The organism is Actinomadura rubrisoli, from assembly GCF_004349215.1.
In the GTDB taxonomy this organism is placed as follows: Bacteria; Actinomycetota; Actinomycetes; order Streptosporangiales; family Streptosporangiaceae; genus Spirillospora; species Spirillospora rubrisoli.
The window spans coordinates 1-17,971 of the sequence record NZ_SMKU01000079.1; the positions used below are offsets into that span (position 1 = coordinate 1).

18 protein-coding genes and 1 riboswitch are annotated in these 17,971 nt (G+C 74.4%); of the genes, 4 read left to right on the top strand and 14 right to left on the bottom strand.

What is annotated here, in order from left to right; all coding sequences use genetic code 11:
• Positions 1-1,341 (bottom strand): nucleobase:cation symporter-2 family protein (locus E1298_RS17170; RefSeq protein WP_131894367.1); only part of this gene is annotated, 1,341 nt, incomplete at its 3' end.
• Positions 1,342-1,421: 80 nt separating this feature from the next.
• Positions 1,422-1,922 (bottom strand): metallophosphoesterase family protein, encoded by a 501-nt coding sequence (locus E1298_RS17175; protein ID WP_243725629.1) that lies wholly within the window; start codon positions 1,920-1,922, stop codon positions 1,422-1,424.
• A 302-nt stretch (positions 1,923-2,224) separates the two neighbouring features.
• On the opposite strand from E1298_RS17175, the gene E1298_RS17180 reads away from it, so the two are divergent.
• Positions 2,225-2,716, top strand: a complete 492-nt coding sequence (locus E1298_RS17180) for an NUDIX hydrolase (protein WP_165975500.1) — start codon at positions 2,225-2,227, stop codon at positions 2,714-2,716.
• Between the two features lie 19 nt (positions 2,717-2,735).
• Here the strand turns inward: E1298_RS17180 and E1298_RS17185 are convergent, their stop codons facing one another.
• From E1298_RS17185 to E1298_RS17210, 6 genes are read right to left on the bottom strand one after another with little or no spacing between them, the layout of a single operon-like run.
• Positions 2,736-3,878, bottom strand: a complete 1,143-nt coding sequence (locus E1298_RS17185) for an MsnO8 family LLM class oxidoreductase (protein ID WP_131894373.1) — start codon at positions 3,876-3,878, stop codon at positions 2,736-2,738.
• On the bottom strand, positions 3,875-4,930 hold the full coding sequence (locus tag E1298_RS17190; protein ID WP_131894375.1) for an LLM class flavin-dependent oxidoreductase: 1,056 nt from the start codon (positions 4,928-4,930) through the stop codon (positions 3,875-3,877). The genes E1298_RS17185 and E1298_RS17190 overlap by 4 nt, the downstream gene beginning before the upstream one ends.
• On the bottom strand, positions 4,927-5,430 hold the full coding sequence (locus E1298_RS17195; protein WP_243725630.1) for a GNAT family N-acetyltransferase: 504 nt from the start codon (positions 5,428-5,430) through the stop codon (positions 4,927-4,929). The genes E1298_RS17190 and E1298_RS17195 overlap by 4 nt, the downstream gene beginning before the upstream one ends.
• On the bottom strand, positions 5,427-6,617 hold the full coding sequence (locus E1298_RS17200) for an LLM class flavin-dependent oxidoreductase (protein ID WP_131894377.1): 1,191 nt from the start codon (positions 6,615-6,617) through the stop codon (positions 5,427-5,429). Before E1298_RS17200 ends, E1298_RS17195 begins: the two co-directional genes overlap by 4 nt.
• On the bottom strand, positions 6,614-7,999 hold the full coding sequence (locus tag E1298_RS17205) for an NtaA/DmoA family FMN-dependent monooxygenase (RefSeq protein WP_131894379.1): 1,386 nt from the start codon (positions 7,997-7,999) through the stop codon (positions 6,614-6,616). The genes E1298_RS17200 and E1298_RS17205 overlap by 4 nt, the downstream gene beginning before the upstream one ends.
• A complete protein-coding gene (locus tag E1298_RS17210) occupies positions 7,996-9,030 on the bottom strand; it encodes a glutathione S-transferase C-terminal domain-containing protein (protein WP_131894381.1) in 1,035 nt (344 codons plus the stop codon). Before E1298_RS17210 ends, E1298_RS17205 begins: the two co-directional genes overlap by 4 nt.
• A 234-nt stretch (positions 9,031-9,264) precedes the next feature.
• Between E1298_RS17210 and E1298_RS51805 the strand changes: the two genes are divergently transcribed.
• Complete coding sequence (locus E1298_RS51805) at positions 9,265-9,390, top strand: putative leader peptide (RefSeq protein WP_424923094.1); 126 nt, start codon at positions 9,265-9,267, stop codon at positions 9,388-9,390.
• A gap of 157 nt (positions 9,391-9,547) precedes the next feature.
• The gene (locus E1298_RS17215) at positions 9,548-10,054 is read left to right on the top strand and encodes a flavin reductase family protein (protein WP_131894383.1); all 507 of its coding nucleotides are present in this window, start codon (positions 9,548-9,550) and stop codon (positions 10,052-10,054) included.
• A gap of 73 nt (positions 10,055-10,127) precedes the next feature.
• On the opposite strand, the gene E1298_RS17220 is transcribed toward E1298_RS17215, so the two are convergent.
• The 4 genes from E1298_RS17220 to E1298_RS17235 are packed head-to-tail and all read right to left on the bottom strand — an operon-like array spanning position 10,128 to position 13,157.
• Positions 10,128-10,661, bottom strand: a complete 534-nt coding sequence (locus E1298_RS17220) for an NADPH-dependent FMN reductase (protein ID WP_207944680.1) — start codon at positions 10,659-10,661, stop codon at positions 10,128-10,130.
• On the bottom strand, positions 10,658-11,062 hold the full coding sequence (locus E1298_RS17225; protein WP_131894384.1) for a rhodanese-like domain-containing protein: 405 nt from the start codon (positions 11,060-11,062) through the stop codon (positions 10,658-10,660). Before E1298_RS17225 ends, E1298_RS17220 begins: the two co-directional genes overlap by 4 nt.
• A gap of 32 nt (positions 11,063-11,094) precedes the next feature.
• On the bottom strand, positions 11,095-12,003 hold the full coding sequence (locus E1298_RS17230; protein WP_131894386.1) for a Gfo/Idh/MocA family protein: 909 nt from the start codon (positions 12,001-12,003) through the stop codon (positions 11,095-11,097).
• Between the two features lie 26 nt (positions 12,004-12,029).
• Positions 12,030-13,157 (bottom strand): hypothetical protein, encoded by a 1,128-nt coding sequence (locus E1298_RS17235; protein WP_131894388.1) that lies wholly within the window; start codon positions 13,155-13,157, stop codon positions 12,030-12,032.
• 75 nt (positions 13,158-13,232) lie between these two features.
• Positions 13,233-13,349, top strand: a riboswitch (cobalamin riboswitch).
• A gap of 65 nt (positions 13,350-13,414) precedes the next feature.
• Between E1298_RS17235 and E1298_RS17240 the strand changes: the two genes are divergently transcribed.
• A complete protein-coding gene (locus tag E1298_RS17240; protein ID WP_131894390.1) occupies positions 13,415-16,963 on the top strand; it encodes a cobaltochelatase subunit CobN in 3,549 nt (1,182 codons plus the stop codon).
• On the opposite strand, the gene E1298_RS17245 is transcribed toward E1298_RS17240, so the two are convergent.
• Together E1298_RS17245 and E1298_RS17250 are read right to left on the bottom strand one after the other, a co-directional pair.
• Positions 16,964-17,593 carry an SRPBCC family protein gene (locus E1298_RS17245; protein WP_131894392.1) on the bottom strand — a complete coding sequence of 210 codons (630 nt, stop codon included), beginning with the start codon at positions 17,591-17,593 and terminating at the stop codon, positions 16,964-16,966. It abuts the gene before it with no gap.
• Positions 17,590-17,946 (bottom strand): ArsR/SmtB family transcription factor, encoded by a 357-nt coding sequence (locus E1298_RS17250; RefSeq protein WP_131894394.1) that lies wholly within the window; start codon positions 17,944-17,946, stop codon positions 17,590-17,592. The genes E1298_RS17245 and E1298_RS17250 overlap by 4 nt, the downstream gene beginning before the upstream one ends.
• Positions 17,947-17,971: the final 25 nt, after the last annotated feature.

The following is a 17,971-nucleotide window of genomic DNA, read 5'->3' on the forward strand; positions in this document are numbered from 1 at the left end:
GGGGGCGTCGTCCTCGGTGGGCGGGGTCCGGGTGAGGACGTTGAAGAGCAGGTTGAGGACGATCGCGCTGATGCTGCCGAGGGTGATGCCGCTGTTGAGGATCGCGGCGACGTCGCGGGGCATGTTCTCGCCGAACTCGGGGACGGTGGCCGGGAGCATCGCCAGGGCGACGCTGATCGCGACGACCAGGGCGTTGCGCTCCTGGCGCAGGTCCACCTTGGCGAGGGTCTGCATGCCGACGACGGCGACCATGCCGAACATCGCGACGGCCGCGCCGCCCAGGACGTCCGGCGGGATGGACGCGACGTAGGCGGCGGCCTTAGGGAAGAGGCCGAGCACGATCATGATGGCGCCGGCGGCGACGACCACGAAGCGGCTGCGGACGCCGGTGAGGCGCACCAGGCCCACGTTCTGCGCGAAGCAGGTGTAGGGGAAGGCGTTCAGGGAGCCGCCGAGGAAGGTGGACAGGCCGTCCGCGCGGAGGGCGCGGGTGATGTCGTCGCCGGTGACGTCCCGGCCGACGATCTCGCCGGTGGCCTTGGAGTCGCCGACGGTCTCCACGACGGTGACCATCATGACCAGCAGCATCGCGATGACGGCGCCGATGTGGAAGGTCGGGGTGCCGTAGTGGAACGGGGTGGTGGCGCCGAGCCAGTCGGACCTGCCCACCTGGTCGAAGCCGGTGTCGCCGAGGGCGTAGGAGACCGCCGTCCCGCCGACGAGGCCGAGCAGGACGGCGATGCTGCTGAGGAACGGGCGGCGCAGCCGGTAGAGCATGATGATGAACAGCAGGGTGCCGCCCGCGTACGCCAGGTGCCTCCAGCTGCCGGGGTCCTTGGCGGCGGCGCCGCCCGCGGCGTCGGTGAGCGCGTTCGGCAGCAGGATCAGACCCATGATGGTCAGGACGGTGCCGGTGACGAGCGGCGGGAAGAAGCGCAGCAGCCGTCCGAGGAACGGCGCGGCGACGAGGGTGGCCAGGCCCGCGGTGATCGTGGCGCCGTAGATGGCCAGCAGGCCGGCGGTGGGGCTCTCGGCGCCCTGCCCGATGGCGATCATGGGGGCGACCGCGGTGAACGTGACGCCCTGCACGATCGGCAGCCGGATCCCGATCCGCCAGAAGCCGAGCGACTGGACGACGGTGGCGATCCCGCATGTGAACAGGTCGGCGTTGATGAGGTAGACGAGCTGCTCCGGGGACAGCCCGATCGCGCCCGCCACGAGGATCGGCACCACCACCGCGCCCGCGTAGAAGGCGAGGACGTGCTGGAAGCCGTACAGGGCCAGCCTGGGGACGGGGAGCACCTCGTCGACGGGGTGCTTGTGGGGTCCTTCTCCGGCCATGCGCGCCTTGCCTCCCGGGGGTAGCCGAACGGTCGTCCGGGCGTGTGCGGACGCCGCGGATCCGAGTGCGGAGCATAGCCTCAGGTGACGGGGACGATCTGCGCGGCGGTGAGGCGGCCGTCGTGGATGTCGAGGAGCCCGATGGTGCCGTGGGGCTGGCGGCGCCGGTCGGTGGGCGATCCGGGGTTGAAGATCCGGACGCCGTCGCCGGTCTCGTCCATGGGGATGTGCGAGTGGCCGAAGACGACGAGGTCGGCGGCGGGGAACCAGCGCCGCATCCGCGCGGTCCGCCCGCGTGCCTGGCCGCTGTCGTGGACCATGGCGACGGCGAGGCCGCCGAGGTCGAGTTCCAGGCGCTCGGGTGCGCCCCACTCGGCCACGTCGGGCCCGTCGTTGTTGCCCAGGACGGCGTGGACGGGCGCGTACTCGGCCAGTTCGTCCAGCACCGGGGCGACGCACACGTCCCCGGCGTGCAGGACGGCGTCCGCGCGCCGCAGGTGCTCGGCCACCTTGGGCGGGCACGACTTCCAGCGCCGGGGCGCGTGGGTGTCGGAGACGATCACCGCTCTCACGCGTCCCATTGTCCCCCACGGGTACCGGCGCGCCGGGCGGGCCCCCAGGGGTGAATTTGCGACGGCGGGATCTGGACACCGGTGGGAAACAACTGTAAGCACCGAGTCATTTCCGTGTGCTGACCTGCGGCGTTACGCTCAGGTTCCCTCGCGGGCCGCCCTCGGGAGACGGGCCGTACGCCCCCGGCCGCTTCCATCGGCGGATCGGTGCCGCGAGGGACGGGGGGACGGCCGGGCGCCGAGGAGGAAGACCACCCCCTTGCACCGGCCCCGGGGTCCGGCCGTCTCTCCCCCGATCTATGCTGCGGACCATGAACACGCCGGTTCGGCGCGATACGGCCCGGGTCGTCCTCGCGGGCCCGGGCGACCGGGTCCTGCTCTTCCGGCACCTGCTCCCCCGGCCGTGGGCGAGGGAGGGGTGGCTGACGCCGGGCGGCGGCATCGACCCCGGCGAGACGCCGGCGCAGGCCCTCGTGCGGGAGCTGCGGGAGGAGATCGGGCTCTCGCTGGGGACGGACGATCTGGGCGGGGCCGTGGCGTTCGACGCGGGCCGGTGGTGGACCGGCGACACGGTCTTCGCGACGGTCAACTGGTACTTCTTCGCCCGGACGGCGTCCCTCGGCCTCGACTTCTCCGGGCAGGAGGAGAGGGAGCGCGGCGAGTTGCTCGATCACCGGTGGTGGCGGATCGCCGACCTGGACGGCAGCGCTGACCTGGTCTTTCCCGTGGGGCTCGCGGAACTGGCCGCCCGACTGGTGGACGGCGACCGTCCGCGCGAGCCGGTGGAGCTGCCCTGGGAGTGAACGGGCCGGCGCCCCGGGCTCAGCCGCGCCCCCACGCTTCGGCGAGCAGGGCGTAGGAACGGACGCGGTCGGCGTGGTCGTGGGTGATCGTGGTGATCAGCAGCTCGTCGGCGCCCGTGACGCGCTGGAGGGTCTCCAGGCCGCTGACGACCGTGGACGGCGACCCGGCGAACTGGGTGTCGACGCGGTCGGCGACGAGGTCCCAGTCCTCCGGCGGCCAGTGGCGGGCGGCCGCGTCCTCGGGCGTCGGGAACGGGATGGCGGCGAGGCGGGAGCGGATGCTGTGCACCCACAGCGGGTAGGGCGAGGCGAGCACGCACGCCTCATCGTCGGTGGGCGCGACCACGACGTCGGCCGAGACGACGACGTACGGCTCGTCCAGGGTCGCGGACGGTTTGAACGCCGCCCGGTACGCCTCCACCGCCTCCAGGACGTTGGACGGGCTGACGTGGTAGTTCGCCGCGAACGGCAGGCCGCGCTCGCCCGCGACCTGGGCGCTCTGCCCGCCGCTGCTGCCCAGGATCCACAGCTCGACGTCGGCGTGCTCGCCGGGCGTCGGGTGGGCCTCGTGGCCCTCGGGGGTGCGGTACGAGCCGTCCAGCAGCGCGGCAATGTCGTCGACCACGTCGGCGAAGTCGGGGGACTCGGCGCCCGGCTGCTGGAGCAGCGCGCCGTGCAGCCCGAAGGCTGGGGACGTGGCGAGCCGCGCGACGTCGAACGGCGCGGGGATGAGCAGCCCGTCCACGACCTCGGCCGCGCGGGCGGGCGGCGGCGGGGGCGCGTCGGAGCGCCGGGCGGCCTCGGCCCGGCGCGCGGCCTCGGCGCGGCGCTGCCCGGACCGGCCGAGTCCGAGGTCGACGCGGCCGGGGTAGAGCGCGTCGAGGGTGCCGAACTGCTCGACGATCGCCAAGGGCGTCCAGTGCCCGGTCTGGACGGCGCCGGACCCGACGCGGATGCGGGACGTGGCCGCCGCCACGGCCGCGATGAGGATCTGCGGCGCCGAACTCGCGACGCCGGGCGCGAGGTGGTGCTCGGCGAGCCAGTAGCGGCGGTAGCCGAGCTCCTCCGCGCGCCGGGCCAGGTCGAGGGTCGCGCGCAGGGCGGACGGCGCCGTCCCGCCCGCCGGGATCGGTGCCAGGTCGAGGACGGACAGGGGGATCATGGGCGACTCCCGGTGGGGAACGGACGGCTCGGGATCTCCTTGCGCAGGGCGGGGGCGACGTCGCTCTGGAACAGCTCCAGGGAGTCGCGGTGCAGGGCCTCGGGCAGCCCGTCCGCGTCGGCCTGGACGTGCATGACCTCGTGCCCCAGCCGGTCGTGGTAGCGGTGGACCTTGTCGATGACCTGCTGCGGGCTCCCGACCAGCGCGGAGCCGCGCTCGATCGCGTCCTCGACGGAGTGGAAGACCGGCGTCACGCCGTTGGCGCGGAACAGCTCCTGGCGCGCGTCGAACACCGGACGGTAGGTCTCGACGGCGTCCTGGGAGTTCCTGGCCACGTAGAGCCCGGCCGTCCCGGCGCCGACGAGGGCGTCCGCGGGGTCGTGGCCGTGGTGGGCCCAGCGTTCGCGGTAGTGGGCGACCAGTTCGGCGTAGGGCTCGACGGGGTTGGTGACGTTGGCGGAGAACAGCGGGTCGCCGAAGCGGGCGGCGAGCTCCACCGACTCCTTGCTGGTGGCGCTGCCGTGCCAGATGCGGACGGGCCGCTGGAGGGGGCGCGGCAGCACCTCGGCGCGGCTGAGGGGCGGGCGGTAGCGGCCCCACCAGGTGACGGTGTCCTCGCGCCAGAGCCGCCGGAACAGCTCGTACCCCTCGCGGTTGCGGTCCCACTGGTCGTCGGCGGTGACGTGGAACAGCTCGGCCTGCGCGGCGCCGTTCCCCTTGCCGATCATCAGTTCGAGGCGTCCGCCGGACAGGTGGTCGAGCGTGGCGTAGTCCTCGTAGGCGCGGACGGGGTCCAGGAGGCTGAGCGTGGTGACCGCCGTGAACAGGCGGATCGCGGACGTGCGGGCCGCGATGTGGCTGAGCACGACCGGCGGGGACGACGACAGGAACGGGCGCTCGTGCCGCTCCCCCACCCCGAACCCGTCGAAGCCGAGCTCCTCGGCGAGGACGGCGTTGCCGACGGCCTCGCGGAGCCGTTCGCAGACCGGTTTCAGCGCTCCGGTGCGCGGGTCGGGCGCGTGGATGATGAGCGTGATGGCCAGGAACTTCACAGGACCTTCTCCATGCAGATCGAGAAGGTCAGCCACTCGTACGGCGGGAAGACGGGGATGCGGGCGTATCCCTCCCGCTCGTACAGCCGGACGGCGTCGGGCTGGCGGTCGCCGGTCTGCAGGATGACGCGGCGTGCGCCGAGGGCGCGGGCGGCGTCCTCGGTGGCGGCCAGCAGGGCGGTGGACACGCCCGTGCCCCGGTGGGCGGCCGCGACGTACATGCGCTTCAGCTCCAGGTCGCCGCCCAGGCGGCGGAGGGCGGCGTGCCCGACCGGCTCTCCGCCCGCGTAGGCGAGGCCGACGTAGGCGACCTGCCCCTCGTCCACGTCGAGCGTGGCGTGCAGGTCGGCGGCGGCGGCGGCGAGGGCCTCGATCCGGTCGGCGTAGCGGATCTCCATCTCGGTCTGCATGGCCGCGCGGAGCGCGGCGCCCGCCGGGTCGTCCCAGCGCGCAGCGCGGACGGTGACACGGCGCCGGGTCTGCCGGGCCGGGCTGGTCACGGCGCCGCCGCGTAGCGGTTGGCGGGACGGGGCAGGCCGAGGTGCCCGCGCAGCGTGGCGGCGCCGTAGCCGGTGCGGAACGCGCCGCGCCGCTGGAGCTCGGGCACGAGCCCCCGCGTGATCCCCGCGAGGTCGGACGGCAGGACGCCGGGACGGAGCCGGCAGCCCTCGACGCCCGCCTCCCGCCAGTCCAGGAGCAGGTCGGCCAGCTCGCCCGGGGTGCCGGTGAAGATCTCGGCGTCGGAGGCGAGCGCGGCGCCGTCCAGATCGTCCAGGACGCTCTTGCGGGCCGCCGCCGCGCCGGGCTCGCCGTCGAGGAGGACGAGCAGGTCGGCGAGGATCCTGAGGGGCTCGCCGGTCCGGCCGACCGCCCGCTCCGCCTCGCGGACCTGGGCGACGAGGGCCGCGGCGTCCGGGCGGGAGCAGGGCGTGACGTACACGACGTCGGCCCCGCGCGCCGCGAACTCCCGCGAGGGGGCGTCGTGGGCGAGGGCGGTGACGAGCGGCTGGCCCTGCGGCGGGCGCGGGGTGATCGACGGGCCGCGGACGCTGAAGTGCGGCCCCTCGAAGTCGATGTAGTGGAGCTTGGCGCGGTCCAGGAACCGTCCGGTGGCGGCGTCCCTGATCTCGGCGTCGTCCTCCCAGCTGTCCCACAGGCGGCGGACGACCTCGACCGCGTCGGCCGCCTCGCCGAGCAGTTCGGCGCGGAACTCCCGCCCCTCGGGCGGCAGGAGCGAGCCGAAGGCGGGGAAGGAGCGGCGGCCGAAGTGGGCGGCGTCGGACGCGCGGCCGGCGATCTGGGGCCGCCAGCCCGCCCGGCCCCGGCTCACGTGGTCGAGGGAGGCGATGCCGATGGCGACGTGGAACGGCTCGTTGTGGGTGGTCCCGGCGGTCGGGACGAGCCCGATGCGGGTGGTGCCGGGCGCGAGCCGCGCGGCGACCAGGACGGCGTCGAGCCTGCCCCTGACCTGGTCGGTGCGGTCGTCGGGCCCCTCCGCCCCGGACGACTGCGGGCCGGGGGCGTCCTCGATGGTGAGGAAGTCCAGCAGCCCGCGCTCGGCCTCGGCGGCCAGGCCCGTCCAGTAGGCGGCGCCGAACAGGTCGGCGGGGCGGGCGGCCGGGTCGCGCCAGGCGGCGGGATGCCAGCCGGCGCCGTCCAGCGCGACGGCCAGGTGCAGCAGGCTCACGAGGCGGCCTCCTCGGCGGTGCGGCGGGCGGGCGGCGCGCCCAGGTCGAGGGAGGCGCGCGGCGGGCCGAGGCCCAGGTGGTCGCGCAGCGTCGGCCCGGTGTACTCGGCGCGGAACACGCCCTTCTCCTGGAGCAGCGGCACCACCTTGTCGACCAGGTCGTCCAGGCCTCCGGGCGTCAGGTGCGGGACGAAGACGAACCCGTCGGCGGCGTCGGTCTGCACGAACTCGTCGATCCGGTCGGCGACCGACCGCGGAGTGCCGACGAACGTCTGGCGGCCGGTCGCCTCGATCACCAGCTCGCGGATGCTCAGCCCGCGCTCCGCCGCCAGCGCCCGCCACCTGCGGACGGTCTCGCCGCGGTCGCCGCGGAACTGCGCGCGGCCCCTGGACACGCCCTCGCCGAGGTCGGGCTCGATGTCGGGGAGCGGGCCGTCGGGGTCGTAGGCCGACAGGTCCCGCCCCCAGTAGCCCTCCAGGTAGGCGATGGCGTTCTGCGGGGTGACCTGCGCGCGGCGGATCCCGGCGGCGCGTTCGGCGGCGTCCTGCCCGGTGTCGCCGAGGACGTAGGTGACCGCGGGCAGGATCTTCAGCTCGTCCGGTTCCCGCCCGTACTTGGCGAGGCGGCTCTTGACGTCCTTGTAGAAGGCGCGGCCGTCCTCCAGCGTCCCGTGCCTGCTGAAGATCACGTCGGCGGACGCGGCGGCGAACTCGCGGCCCTCGGACGAGTCGCCCGCCTGGATGACCACCGGGTGGCCCTGGGGGCCGCGCGGCGTGGCGAAGCGGCCCGCGATGTCGAAGTGCCGTCCCCGGTGGGCGAACGCGCCCGCGCCGGGACGGACGAACTCGCCCGCCGCCCGGTCGGCGGCCAGGTCGCCGTCCGCCCAGGAGTCCCACAGCTCGCGGGCGGTCTGCAGGAACTCGGCGGCGCGGGTGTAGCGGTCGGACTCGGCCAGGAACCCGCCGCGCCGGAAGTTCTCGCCGGTGAACGCGTCGTAGCTGGTCACCACGTTCCAGGCGGCGCGGCCTCCGCTGAGGTGGTCGAGGCTGGCGAGCCGCTTGGCCACGTCGTAGGGCTCGTTGAAGGTGGAGTTGACGGTCGCGGCCAGGCCGAGGTGCGTGGTGACCGCCGCGAGCGCGGACAGGACGGTCAGCGACTCCGGCCGTCCCGCCACGTCCAGGTCGTGGATGCGGCCCTTCATCTCGCGCAGCCGCAGGCCCTCGGCAAGGAAGAAGAAGTCGAACTTGCCGCGCTCGGCGGTCTGCGCGAGATGGACGAACGAGCCGAAGTCGATCTGGCTGCCCGAGCGGGGGTCGGACCAGACGGTGGTGTTGTTGACGCCCGGGAAGTGGGCCGCGAGATGGATCTGCTTGACGGTCATGGCGCGAGCCGCTCGCGGCCGTGCGGGACCTCCCAGTCGGCCTGGTACGGCTCGACGTCGATGCGGGCGGGGCCGTCGCCCAGGAACGGCGGCTTGCCGTCGAACCGGAACGTGCCGAAGTCGGTCGTCTCGCGGAACGCGGGCCGCTGGTAGAGGTCGCGCGCGTAGGCCCACAGGTGCGGGAAGTCGGTCAGGCGGCGCTCGCTGATCCTGCTGAGCGGGTTGTAGAACAGGTCGAAGCGCGCGAGCGTCGGCCAGAGCCGCACGTCCGACTCGGTGATGGACGGGCCGTGCAGGAACCGCCGGCCGGCGAGCCGCTCGTCCAGCCGTTCCAGCGCGGCGACGACCCGCTCCCTGGCCGCCTCGTAGGCGTCCTGCGTCGTGGTCCCGGCGACCCGGTAGGTGCCGTCGTTGACGTTGTCGTAGATGTAGGCGTTGAGGTCGTCGATCTCGGCCCGGAGCGCCGGCGGGTAGAGCCGCACCGCCGGGTCGGCCCACTCCTCGAAGGCGGTGCCGAGGTCGATCGTGATGTCGGGGAAGTTGTTGCTCACGATCCGTCCGGTCCCGCGGTCCCACAGGACGGGCACGGACAGGTGGCCCGGGTAGCCGGGCTCGGTGGCCTCGTACGCCTGCTGGAGGAACGTGAAGCCGTTCACCGGGTCGGGCCCGCGCCGCTCGCGGAACGCCCAGCCGCGCGCGTCGCGGTCGTCGTCGACGTAGGAGAGGGAGACGACGCCGTCCAGCCCGGTGAGGGTCCGGGCGATGGCGGTGCGCTGCGCCCAGGGGCACACCCACGCGACGTAGAGGTGGTAGCGGCCGGGCTCAGCCTTGAAGCCGCTGGAGCCGTCGGCGGTGACGCGGCCCTGGAAGGGGTAGCGGGGCCGCTTCCAGCCGTTCGAGACGTCCACGCGGCCGGGGCCATAGGGGCCGTAGGTGTCCACGTCGGCCGGGCTCGCGTAGGCCGGGCCGGCCTGGGACGGGCCAGCGGGGGCGGGGCTCGCGTGGGCAGGGGTCGTGCTCGGCGTGGTCATGACATCGCCTCCAGCGAAAGGTGTGCGGGTTCTGGACGGGACGGGACCGGCGGGCGGCCTCGGGACGGCGGCCGCCGGCAGCTCGCGGGTGCGGCCGGCGCGCGGCGCGGAGACGACCTGACCGGGGCTTCCGGTCGACGCACATTACCTACCTTCAAAGTAGGGATAGCGGGTTGGCGAGTCAACAGTGACCTGGATCGCTCCCGCCCGGGTTCCCCATCAAACAGGTAGGCAATGTTGACTTATTGCCGGACGCCGTGTTTGCATCGGCATGTGCGAGTCCAGCCCCCGCTCACCCGGCGCCGCCACATCGACCTGCGGCGTGTCACGGCGAGCCACTGTCGGTCCCGGCCCCGCTGACCCGTCCCGGCCCGCGGTCGATCTCCGAGCCTCCGCCGGCGCGCGGCGGCGTTCCCCATGGCGGCCCGCCATGCCGGCGGCTCGCCGCACGCGTCCAGATCCACCGTGCGTCCACCGTGCCCAGATCCACCGGCCCACCCGAAACCGGAGCACGCCCATGACCGAGATCCTGCCGAGGCAGGCGCTGGACCCCGCCGCGTTCCGCGAAGCCCTCGCCCTGCACGCCGCCGGCGTCGTCGTCATCACGGCGCGCTCGGGCGGCGCGCCGGCCGGGCTGACCGCGACCTCGTTCTCCTCCGTCAGCCTCGCCCCGCCCCTGGTCTCCTTCTATGTGGACCGTTCCTCGACGACCTGGCCCGCGCTCCGCGCCGCCGGCAGGTTCGCCGTCAACATCCTGGCCGGCGACCAGGCCGACCTCGCGGCGCGCTTCGCCCGGCGCGGCGTCGACCGCTTCGCCCCGCCCACGTCCTGGCGCTCCGACGAGCACGGGACGCCCCTGCTGGACGGCGCCGGGGCGCACCTGACCTGCGTCGCGCACTCCACCGTCGACATCGGCGACCACATCCTCGTCGTCGGCCTGGTGACCGGCGCCGACCTCATCGACGGCGACCGGCCCCTGCTCTACCACCGGGGCCTGTTCGGGCGCTTCCTCCCCCACCGCTGACCAGCCGCGGACCCCGCCGGCATGTCGCGGGCCCGCGCCGTCCGAGGACGGCGCGGGCCCGTGTTCGGCCGGGTCAGCGGGCGGCGGCGACACCTCCAGCCAGCGTCGCCGCGACCTGCGGAACGACCCGGTCGGCCCAGGGACCGAGGACCTCCTCGGCGGTGGGGAGCTGCGACTCCAGCAGCGCGACGCCCGGCGTCGGGACGGTCGCGCCCAGCTCCACCAGCAGCGGCCGCAGGTGCACCTCCACGGCCAGCGCGTGCTTGGGGTCGCCCATCACCAGCAGCGGGAGCGCCACCGCGGACGCGAGCGCGCCGCCGGGAAGGCGGTCGAGGAACAGCTTCAGCAGGCCCGTGTAGGTGCCCTTGTAGGTGGGGCTCGCCACCACCAGGACGTCCGCCCCGGCGACGAGTTCGAGCGCCCGCTGCACCGCGGGCGACGGGACGACGCCCGGCAGCTCCGGCGCCAGCACCGACAGGTCGACGACCTCGGCTGGAGCGCCGAGCCCCAGACGCTCGGCGATCGCCTGGGCCGCCTGGAGCGCCGCTGTGTGCGTCCGCGACTGCGTCCGGGGGTTGCCGACCAGCACGACGATCCCGCCGCTCACCGGGCGCTCCCCACCGGGATCCCGCCCGTGGCGGGCAGGCCCGCGGCGCGCCAGGCGCGGAAGCCGCCCACCACGTCGGTGGCGCGGGTCAGGCCGAGGTCGTGCAGCGACGCGGCGGCGAGGCTGGAGGTGTAACCCTCCGAGCACAGCACGATGACGCGCAGGTCGTACCCGGTCGCCTCAGGCAGGCGCGCGCCGGAGGCCGGGTCGAAGCGCCATTCCAGGACGTTGCGTTCCACGATGAGCGCGCCGGGCACCTCCCCCTCGGCGGCCCGCTGCGCGGCGGGGCGGATGTCGACCAGGAGCGCGCCGTCGAGCGTCTCGGCGTGGGCCCGGACGGGGTCCAGGCGGTCCAGCCTGGCGCGCGCGCCGGCGAGGATGTCGTCGATGGAGCGAGGCATGCGCTCAGGATCGCATCCTATTCCATACTAAGTCAATCTGAATAGTTGTCTATCCGTGCCGTCCGCGCGCCCGCCAGCTGCGCGCCGGCCGTGGCGAGGACCTCCTGGACCCGCAGCCCGTGCGCGGCGTCCAGCGGGTGGCCGCCCCCGCTCCGGGCCGTGGCGGCGAACTCCGCGATCATCGTCGCGAACGCGTCGTCGCCCAGCTCCGAGCGGTCCAGCAGCGCGTACCCCCGCCGCCCGTACACCTCGATCCGCGTGGGCGGCAGCTCCCCGCCTCCCGCCATGGAGAGGGACGCCTGGCTGACCGCGCCGCCGTCGTGGTCGAGCGTGAGCCCGACCCACCCCAGCGGATCGCCGTGCGCCCGCACGCCGACGACCCGTCCGAGCGCCGCGTCCAGCAGGTCGACGACGTGGGGCCCGAGGTCCAGCAGGGCCCCGTGCTCCAGCCGCCACGGGGTCGCGAACGGCCCGCCGCTCAGCGCCGACGAGACGAACGAGCCGTACCCCCCGAACGCCTCCAGCCCCCGCGCCCGCTCCAGGAAGTCCCGCGCGGCGCGCGCGTACCGGAGCGTGAAGACCATCTGCGAGGCCACGCCCGCCTCCCCGATCGCGCCGGCCAGCCGCCGCGCCCCGTCCAGGTCCAGGGCCAGGGGCTTCTCCAGCAGCACCGCCTTGCCCGCGCGGGCGGCGCGCGCCGCGAGGTCCGCCTGTACGTCCGGCGGCACGCAGAACGCGACGGCCTCGCAGGCGTCGAACAGCTCCTCAAGCCGCGCGAACGACGGCGCGCCATGCCTGCCGGCCAGCTCCGCGGACGCCTCCGGCCGCCGCGCCCACACCCCCGCCAGCCGCGTCTCGGGCCCCGCCGCCAGCGCGGGCGCATGCACCATCCCGGCCCAAGGCCCGGCCCCGACCAGCCCCACCGCCACCTGCTCACCCATGCGTCCGACCCTAGAGCAGGCGGGGGTCAGCCGGTCCAGGCGGTCCTGCATTCGAAGGTGCCCAGCGGATTGCTCATGAAGATCCCCTCGGTGACGCGGCCGAAGGCGTCGATGCCGTTCAGGCAGGCGCGCAAGGGGACTCCGTCGACCGGGCCGCCCGAGTGGAGCGTGACGGTCAGCGGCTTGATGGTCGTGGGCTCGACGGCCGTGGGCTCTTCGGGTTCCGTGTGGGTGATCCGCATGGCCTGGCCTTCGGCGAAGGTGAACCTGACGGTGGCCGGCGGCCGTTCCTTGCGCAACTCGCCGTAGCCGGTCCGGCCGTCCGTGTTCATGACGGCCCTGAAGAGTCTCCCGGCGCCGGGCGGTGAGCGGAACAGGACGCGGCCGCCGAGCAGGTCGGTGCCCGGCGCCCGGGTGTCGAGGGCGTGCACCTCCGCTTCGCCGATGGCGCGGCCGGAGCGTAGCTTTCCCCTGACTTCGGCGGTCGTGTAGCCAAGCGTGCGGCCGTCCCGGGCCCAGACGATCTCGCCGACGACCGAGGGCCGGGCCGTGGACCAGGTGCGGCTGCGTCCTGCGGCGTCCAGCACGGTCAGCGTCGCGCGCCGCGTGTCCCCCGCCCGCAGACCGGCGGTGCACGGCGCCGTCGCGTAGGCGATCGAGCGGCCGTCCGGGCTGAGCGCCAGGCCCGCCACGAGGGACGGGACGACGCCTCCGGCCACCGGCGCGATCCCGGCCGCGTGGCCGTCCGCGGTCACCCGGAAACGGAAGAGCCGGGTCTCGCACGGCTCGGCCCGGACGCTGGAGACCACGAACGTCCTCCCGGGACCGTCCACGATTCCGGTGACGGGTCCGGCGGAGGGCGACGGCGGCCGGACCGAGTCGACCGGTTCCGTTCCGCCCTTCGCCATCGCGTGGATCTGAAGCCACGGGGTTCCCGCGTCTTGCGCCGGGGTCGCCCCGTCCCAGCCCGAGGTGATCCGGAAACGCGGTCCGGGGAGCGCGCTCTGCCGTTCCTTGTCCTTGTCGGCCGCGTCCCGGTCGACGGTCAGCCCGACCCCGGCGACGGCGGCCGTCACCGCTGCGGCCAGCGTGATCGGCGCCGCCCACCGCCTCGTCCACCATCCCGGTCCGCCCGGGGAGACCCCATTCGCCATGTGAAGATCATGACGGATGGACGCCGTGGCCGGGGCCGGGTCCGGACAGGTTAGGGTGTGGACGGCGACAAGCGGAGGAAGCCGGTGCGAGTCCGGCGCGGTCCCGCCACTGTCACCGGGGAGCGGACCCCAGCGAGGCCACTGCGCGAGCGGGAAGGCCGGGGCGAGCGGTGATCCGGGAGCCAGGAGACTCCCTGCCGCCGCCCTGCACCACCCTGCGATTCGGGGCGAGGACCCCGGGTGAGGACTCGATCCGCGTGATCTTGCTGCTGTCCACTTCGGACACCGATCTGCTCAGTGCGCGCGCCTGCGGCGCTGATTTCCGGCTGGCCAACCCCGCTCGCGTCTCCGTCGACGACCTTCCCGGGCTCGTCGAGGGCACCGACCTCGTGGTCGTGCGGCTCCTGGGCGGACGCCGGGCCTGGGAGGAGGGGCTGGACGCCTTGCTCGCCGGGCCCCGTCCGGTCGTCGTGCTCAGCGGGGAGCAGGCTCCCGACGCCGAGCTGATGGGGCTGTCGACCGTGCCCGCCGGGGTCAGCGCCGAGGCCCACGCCTACCTGGCGCACGGCGGCCCCGGGAACCTGGCCGAGCTGTTCAAGTTCCTGTCCGACACCGTGCTCCTCACCGGGCACGGCTTCTCCCCTCCGGCGCCGACCCCCACGTGGGGCGTCCTTGAGCGGGACGCAGCGGGCGGCACCGGCCCGGTCGTCGGGGTGCTCTACTACCGGGCCCATCATCTGGCCGGCAACACCGCGTTCGTCGAGACGCTGTGCGCCGCCATCGAGGCCAAGGGCGGGCGGCCCCTGCCGATCTTCTGCGCCTCGCTCCGGACGGCCGACGACGCCCTGGTCGAGACGCTGGGACGGGCCGACGCGCTCGTCGTGACGGTCCTCGCGGCGGGCGGGACCAAGCCCGCGCTCGCCGGGGCGGGCGGGGACGACGAGGCGTGGGACGTGGGCGCGCTGGCCCGGCTGGACGTGCCGATCCTGCAAGGGCTGTGCCTCACCAGCGAGCGGGCGGCGTGGGAGCGCAACGACGACGGGCTGTCGCCGCTGGACACCGCCACGCAGGTGGCCGTGCCCGAGTTCGACGGACGGCTCATCACCGTGCCGTTCTCGTTCAAGGAGACCGACGAGGACGGCCTGAGCGTCTACGTCGCCGACGAGGAGCGGGCCGCCCGGGTCGCGGGGATCGCGGTCCGGCACGGCGCGCTGCGGCACGTCCGGGCCGAGGACAAGCGGGTCGCGCTGATGCTGTCGGCGTATCCGACCAAGCACGCGCGGATCGGCAACGCGGTCGGGCTCGACACGCCCGCCAGCGTGATCGGGCTGCTCGCCGCCATGCGCGAGCGCGGGTACGACGTCGGCGGCGAGCTGCCCGGCGAGGGCGACGCGCTGATGCACGCGCTGATCGCTGCGGGCGGGCAGGATCCCGACTGGCTGACCGAGGCGCAGCTCACGGGCAACCCCGTGCGCATCCCGGCGGCGCGGTACCGGAGCTGGTACGCGACCCTTCCCGCCGAGCTGCGCGAGAACGTGGAGCGGCACTGGGGCCCGCCGCCCGGCGAGCTGTTCGTGGACGACTCGCGCGACCCCGACGGCGAGATCGTGCTCGCGGCGCTGCGGTCCGGGAACGTCGTGGTGATCGTCCAGCCGCCGCGCGGGTTCGGGGAGAACCCGGTGGCGATCTACCACGACCCGGACCTGCCGCCCAGCCACCACTACCTCGCCGCGTACCGGTGGATCGCGGACGACTTCGGCGCGGACGCGGTGGTGCACGTCGGCAAGCACGGGAACCTGGAGTGGCTGCCCGGCAAGTCCGCCGGGATGTCCGCCTCGTGCGGGCCCGACGCGGCGATCGGCGACCTGCCGCTGATCTACCCGTTCCTGGTGAACGACCCCGGCGAGGGGACCCAGGCCAAGCGGCGCGCCCACGCGACGCTGGTCGACCACCTGATCCCGCCGATGGCGCGCGCCGAGAGCTACGGCGACATCGCGCGCCTGGAACAGCTGCTGGACGAGCACGCCAACATCGCGGCGCTCGACCCGGCCAAGCTCCCGGCGATCCGCGCGCAGATCTGGACGCTGATCCAGGCCGCGCGGCTCGACCACGACCTCGGCCTGGAGGACCGGCCGCACGACGCCGAGTTCGACGACTTCATCCTGCACGTGGACGGCTGGCTCTGCGAGGTCAAGGACGTCCAGATCCGGGACGGCCTGCACGTGCTCGGCGTCGCGCCGGAGGGCGCCACCCGGGTCGACCTGGTGCTGGCCATGCTCCGGGCCCGCCAGCTGTGGGGCGGGTCGGCGACGCTGCCCGGCCTGCGCGAGGCCCTGGGGCTGGACGAGCAGAGCACCGTCCGCCAGGACGTCGACGCGTTCGAGGAGCGGGCGCGCGCGCTGGTCGCGGCCATGGAGGAGCGCGGCTGGGACCCGGCCGCCGCCGGGGAGATCGCCGAGGGGACGGTCGCGGAGATCCTCCGGTTCGCCGCGACGGAGATCGTCCCGCGGCTGGAGCGGACGACCGACGAGATCGGCATGGTCCTGCACGCGCTGGACGGCGGGTACGTCCCGGCGGGGCCGAGCGGGTCGCCGCTGCGCGGCCTGATCAACGTGCTGCCGACCGGCCGCAACTTCTACTCCGTCGACCCGAAGGCCGTCCCGAGCCGGCTGGCCTACGACACGGGCCGCGCCATGGCCGACTCGCTGCTCGCCCGCTACCGGGAGGACACCGGCGAGTGGCCGCGGTCGGTGGGCCTGTCGGTGTGGGGCACCAGCGCGATGCGGACGTCCGGCGACGACATCGCCGAGGTCCTGGCGCTGCTCGGCGTGCGCCCGGTGTGGGACGAGGCGTCCCGGCGCGTCACCGGGCTGGAACCGGTCACGCTGGAGGAGCTGGGCCGGCCGCGCATCGACGTGACGATCCGGATCAGCGGGTTCTTCCGCGACGCGTTCCCGCACGCCGTGGCGATGCTGGACGACGCCGTCCAGATCGCGGCGGGCCAGGACGAGCCCGACGAGGACAACTACGTGCGCGCCCATGTCCAGGCCGACCGGGCGGCGCACGGGGACGAGCGGCGGGCGACGCTGCGGGTGTTCGGCTCGCGTCCGGGGGCGTACGGCGCCGGGATCCTCCCGCTCATCGACAGCCGCAACTGGCGCGACGACTCCGACCTCGCCGAGGTGTACGCGGTGTGGGGCGGCTACGCCTACGGGCGCGGCCTGGACGGCGTCCCGGCGCGCGGCGACATGGAGAGCGCCTACCGGCGGATCAGCGTCGCGGCCAAGAACACCGACACGCGCGAGCACGACATCGCCGACTCCGACGACTACTTCCAGTACCACGGCGGCATGATCGCGACCGTTCGGGCGCTCACCGGCAAGGCCCCCCGGGCCTACATCGGCGACAGCACCCGCCCCGACGCGGTGCGCACCCGCACGCTGGACGAGGAGACCTCGCGCGTCTTCCGCGCCCGCGTCGTCAACCCGCGCTGGCTCGCCGCGATGCGGCGGCACGGCTACAAGGGCGCGTTCGAGCTGGCCGCGACGGTCGACTACCTGTTCGGGTACGACGCCACCGCCGGGGTCGTCGCCGACTGGATGTACGAGAAGCTCGCCCAGACCTACGCGCTGGACGCGGAGAACCAGGAGTTCTTCAACCGGTCCAACCCGTGGGCGCTGCACGGCATCACCGAACGGCTCCTGGAGGCCGCCGACCGCGGCATGTGGGAGCACCCGGAACAGGAGACCCTCGACGCCCTCAAGCGCCTGTACCTCAAGGTCGAAGGCGACCTGGAGGACGGCTGATCAGTCCGCCGTGCCGGTGTAGGCGGCGAGGGTGCGGTCGGCGCAGGCGCGGGCGGTGGACTCGTCCGCGCCGGAGGCGGCGTGGGCCTCGCGCCAGCGTTCGCCGCTGCGCGTCATGAACTCCTTGGCCTCGTCGGTCGCCATCCAGTCGGCGCCGGTCGCGGCGCTGTCGGCACCGGACGACAGGTGGAGGGACAGGCCGACCAGGCCCAGGTCCCAGCCGATGCCGACGGCGCCGGGGCCGAACTGCTCCCAGTGGTCGTCGGCGTGGGCGATGTGCTCCAGCTCGAACCGCGTCCGGCCGTCCGGCTCGGGGGTGAGGCGCACCTCGATCCAGCTGACCGCGCCCGCGAACTCCCAGGTCGCGAAGAAGCCCTTGGGCGGGTCGCAGCGCTCGACCGTCCCTCCCGCGTTGCCCTCCAGTTGATAGCGGCCCCCGGGGCGCAGGTCGCCCGAGACGGGCAGGAACCAGCGCGGGATGCGCTCGGGGTTCGTGCAGGCGTCCCACACGTCCTCGACGGCGGCGTCGTAGGTCTGGCTGATGGTGACGGTGCGGGCGGTGCCGGCCTCCAGTACGCGCTCGCCGACCTGGCGCCGCACCGCGTTGATCTGCCCGTTCACTTCGATCATGACTCGCTCCCTGGGGTTGCCTCATCCGGACGGCGCGCGCGCTTCCCCCGGGCCAGCTCGGTCGCCAGGGCGTCCAGGTGCGGGGCCCAGTACCGGCGGAAGCGGTCGAGCCAGGCGTCGACCTCCCGCAGCGGCGCGGTGTCGACGGCGTACAGGCGCCGCGTCCCCTCGGCCCGGACGACCGCGAACCCGGCGTCCCGCAGCACCTTGAGGTGCTGCGACACGGCGGGCTGCGAGATCCCGAACTCCTCGCGGATGACCGCCGACACCTGGCCCGAGGTCCGCTCGCCGTCCGCGAGCAGCTCCAGGATCCGGCGCCGGACCGGGTCGCCCAGAACATCGAAGGCGTGCACGGCACCAACCTACAGTCCTAGCTTA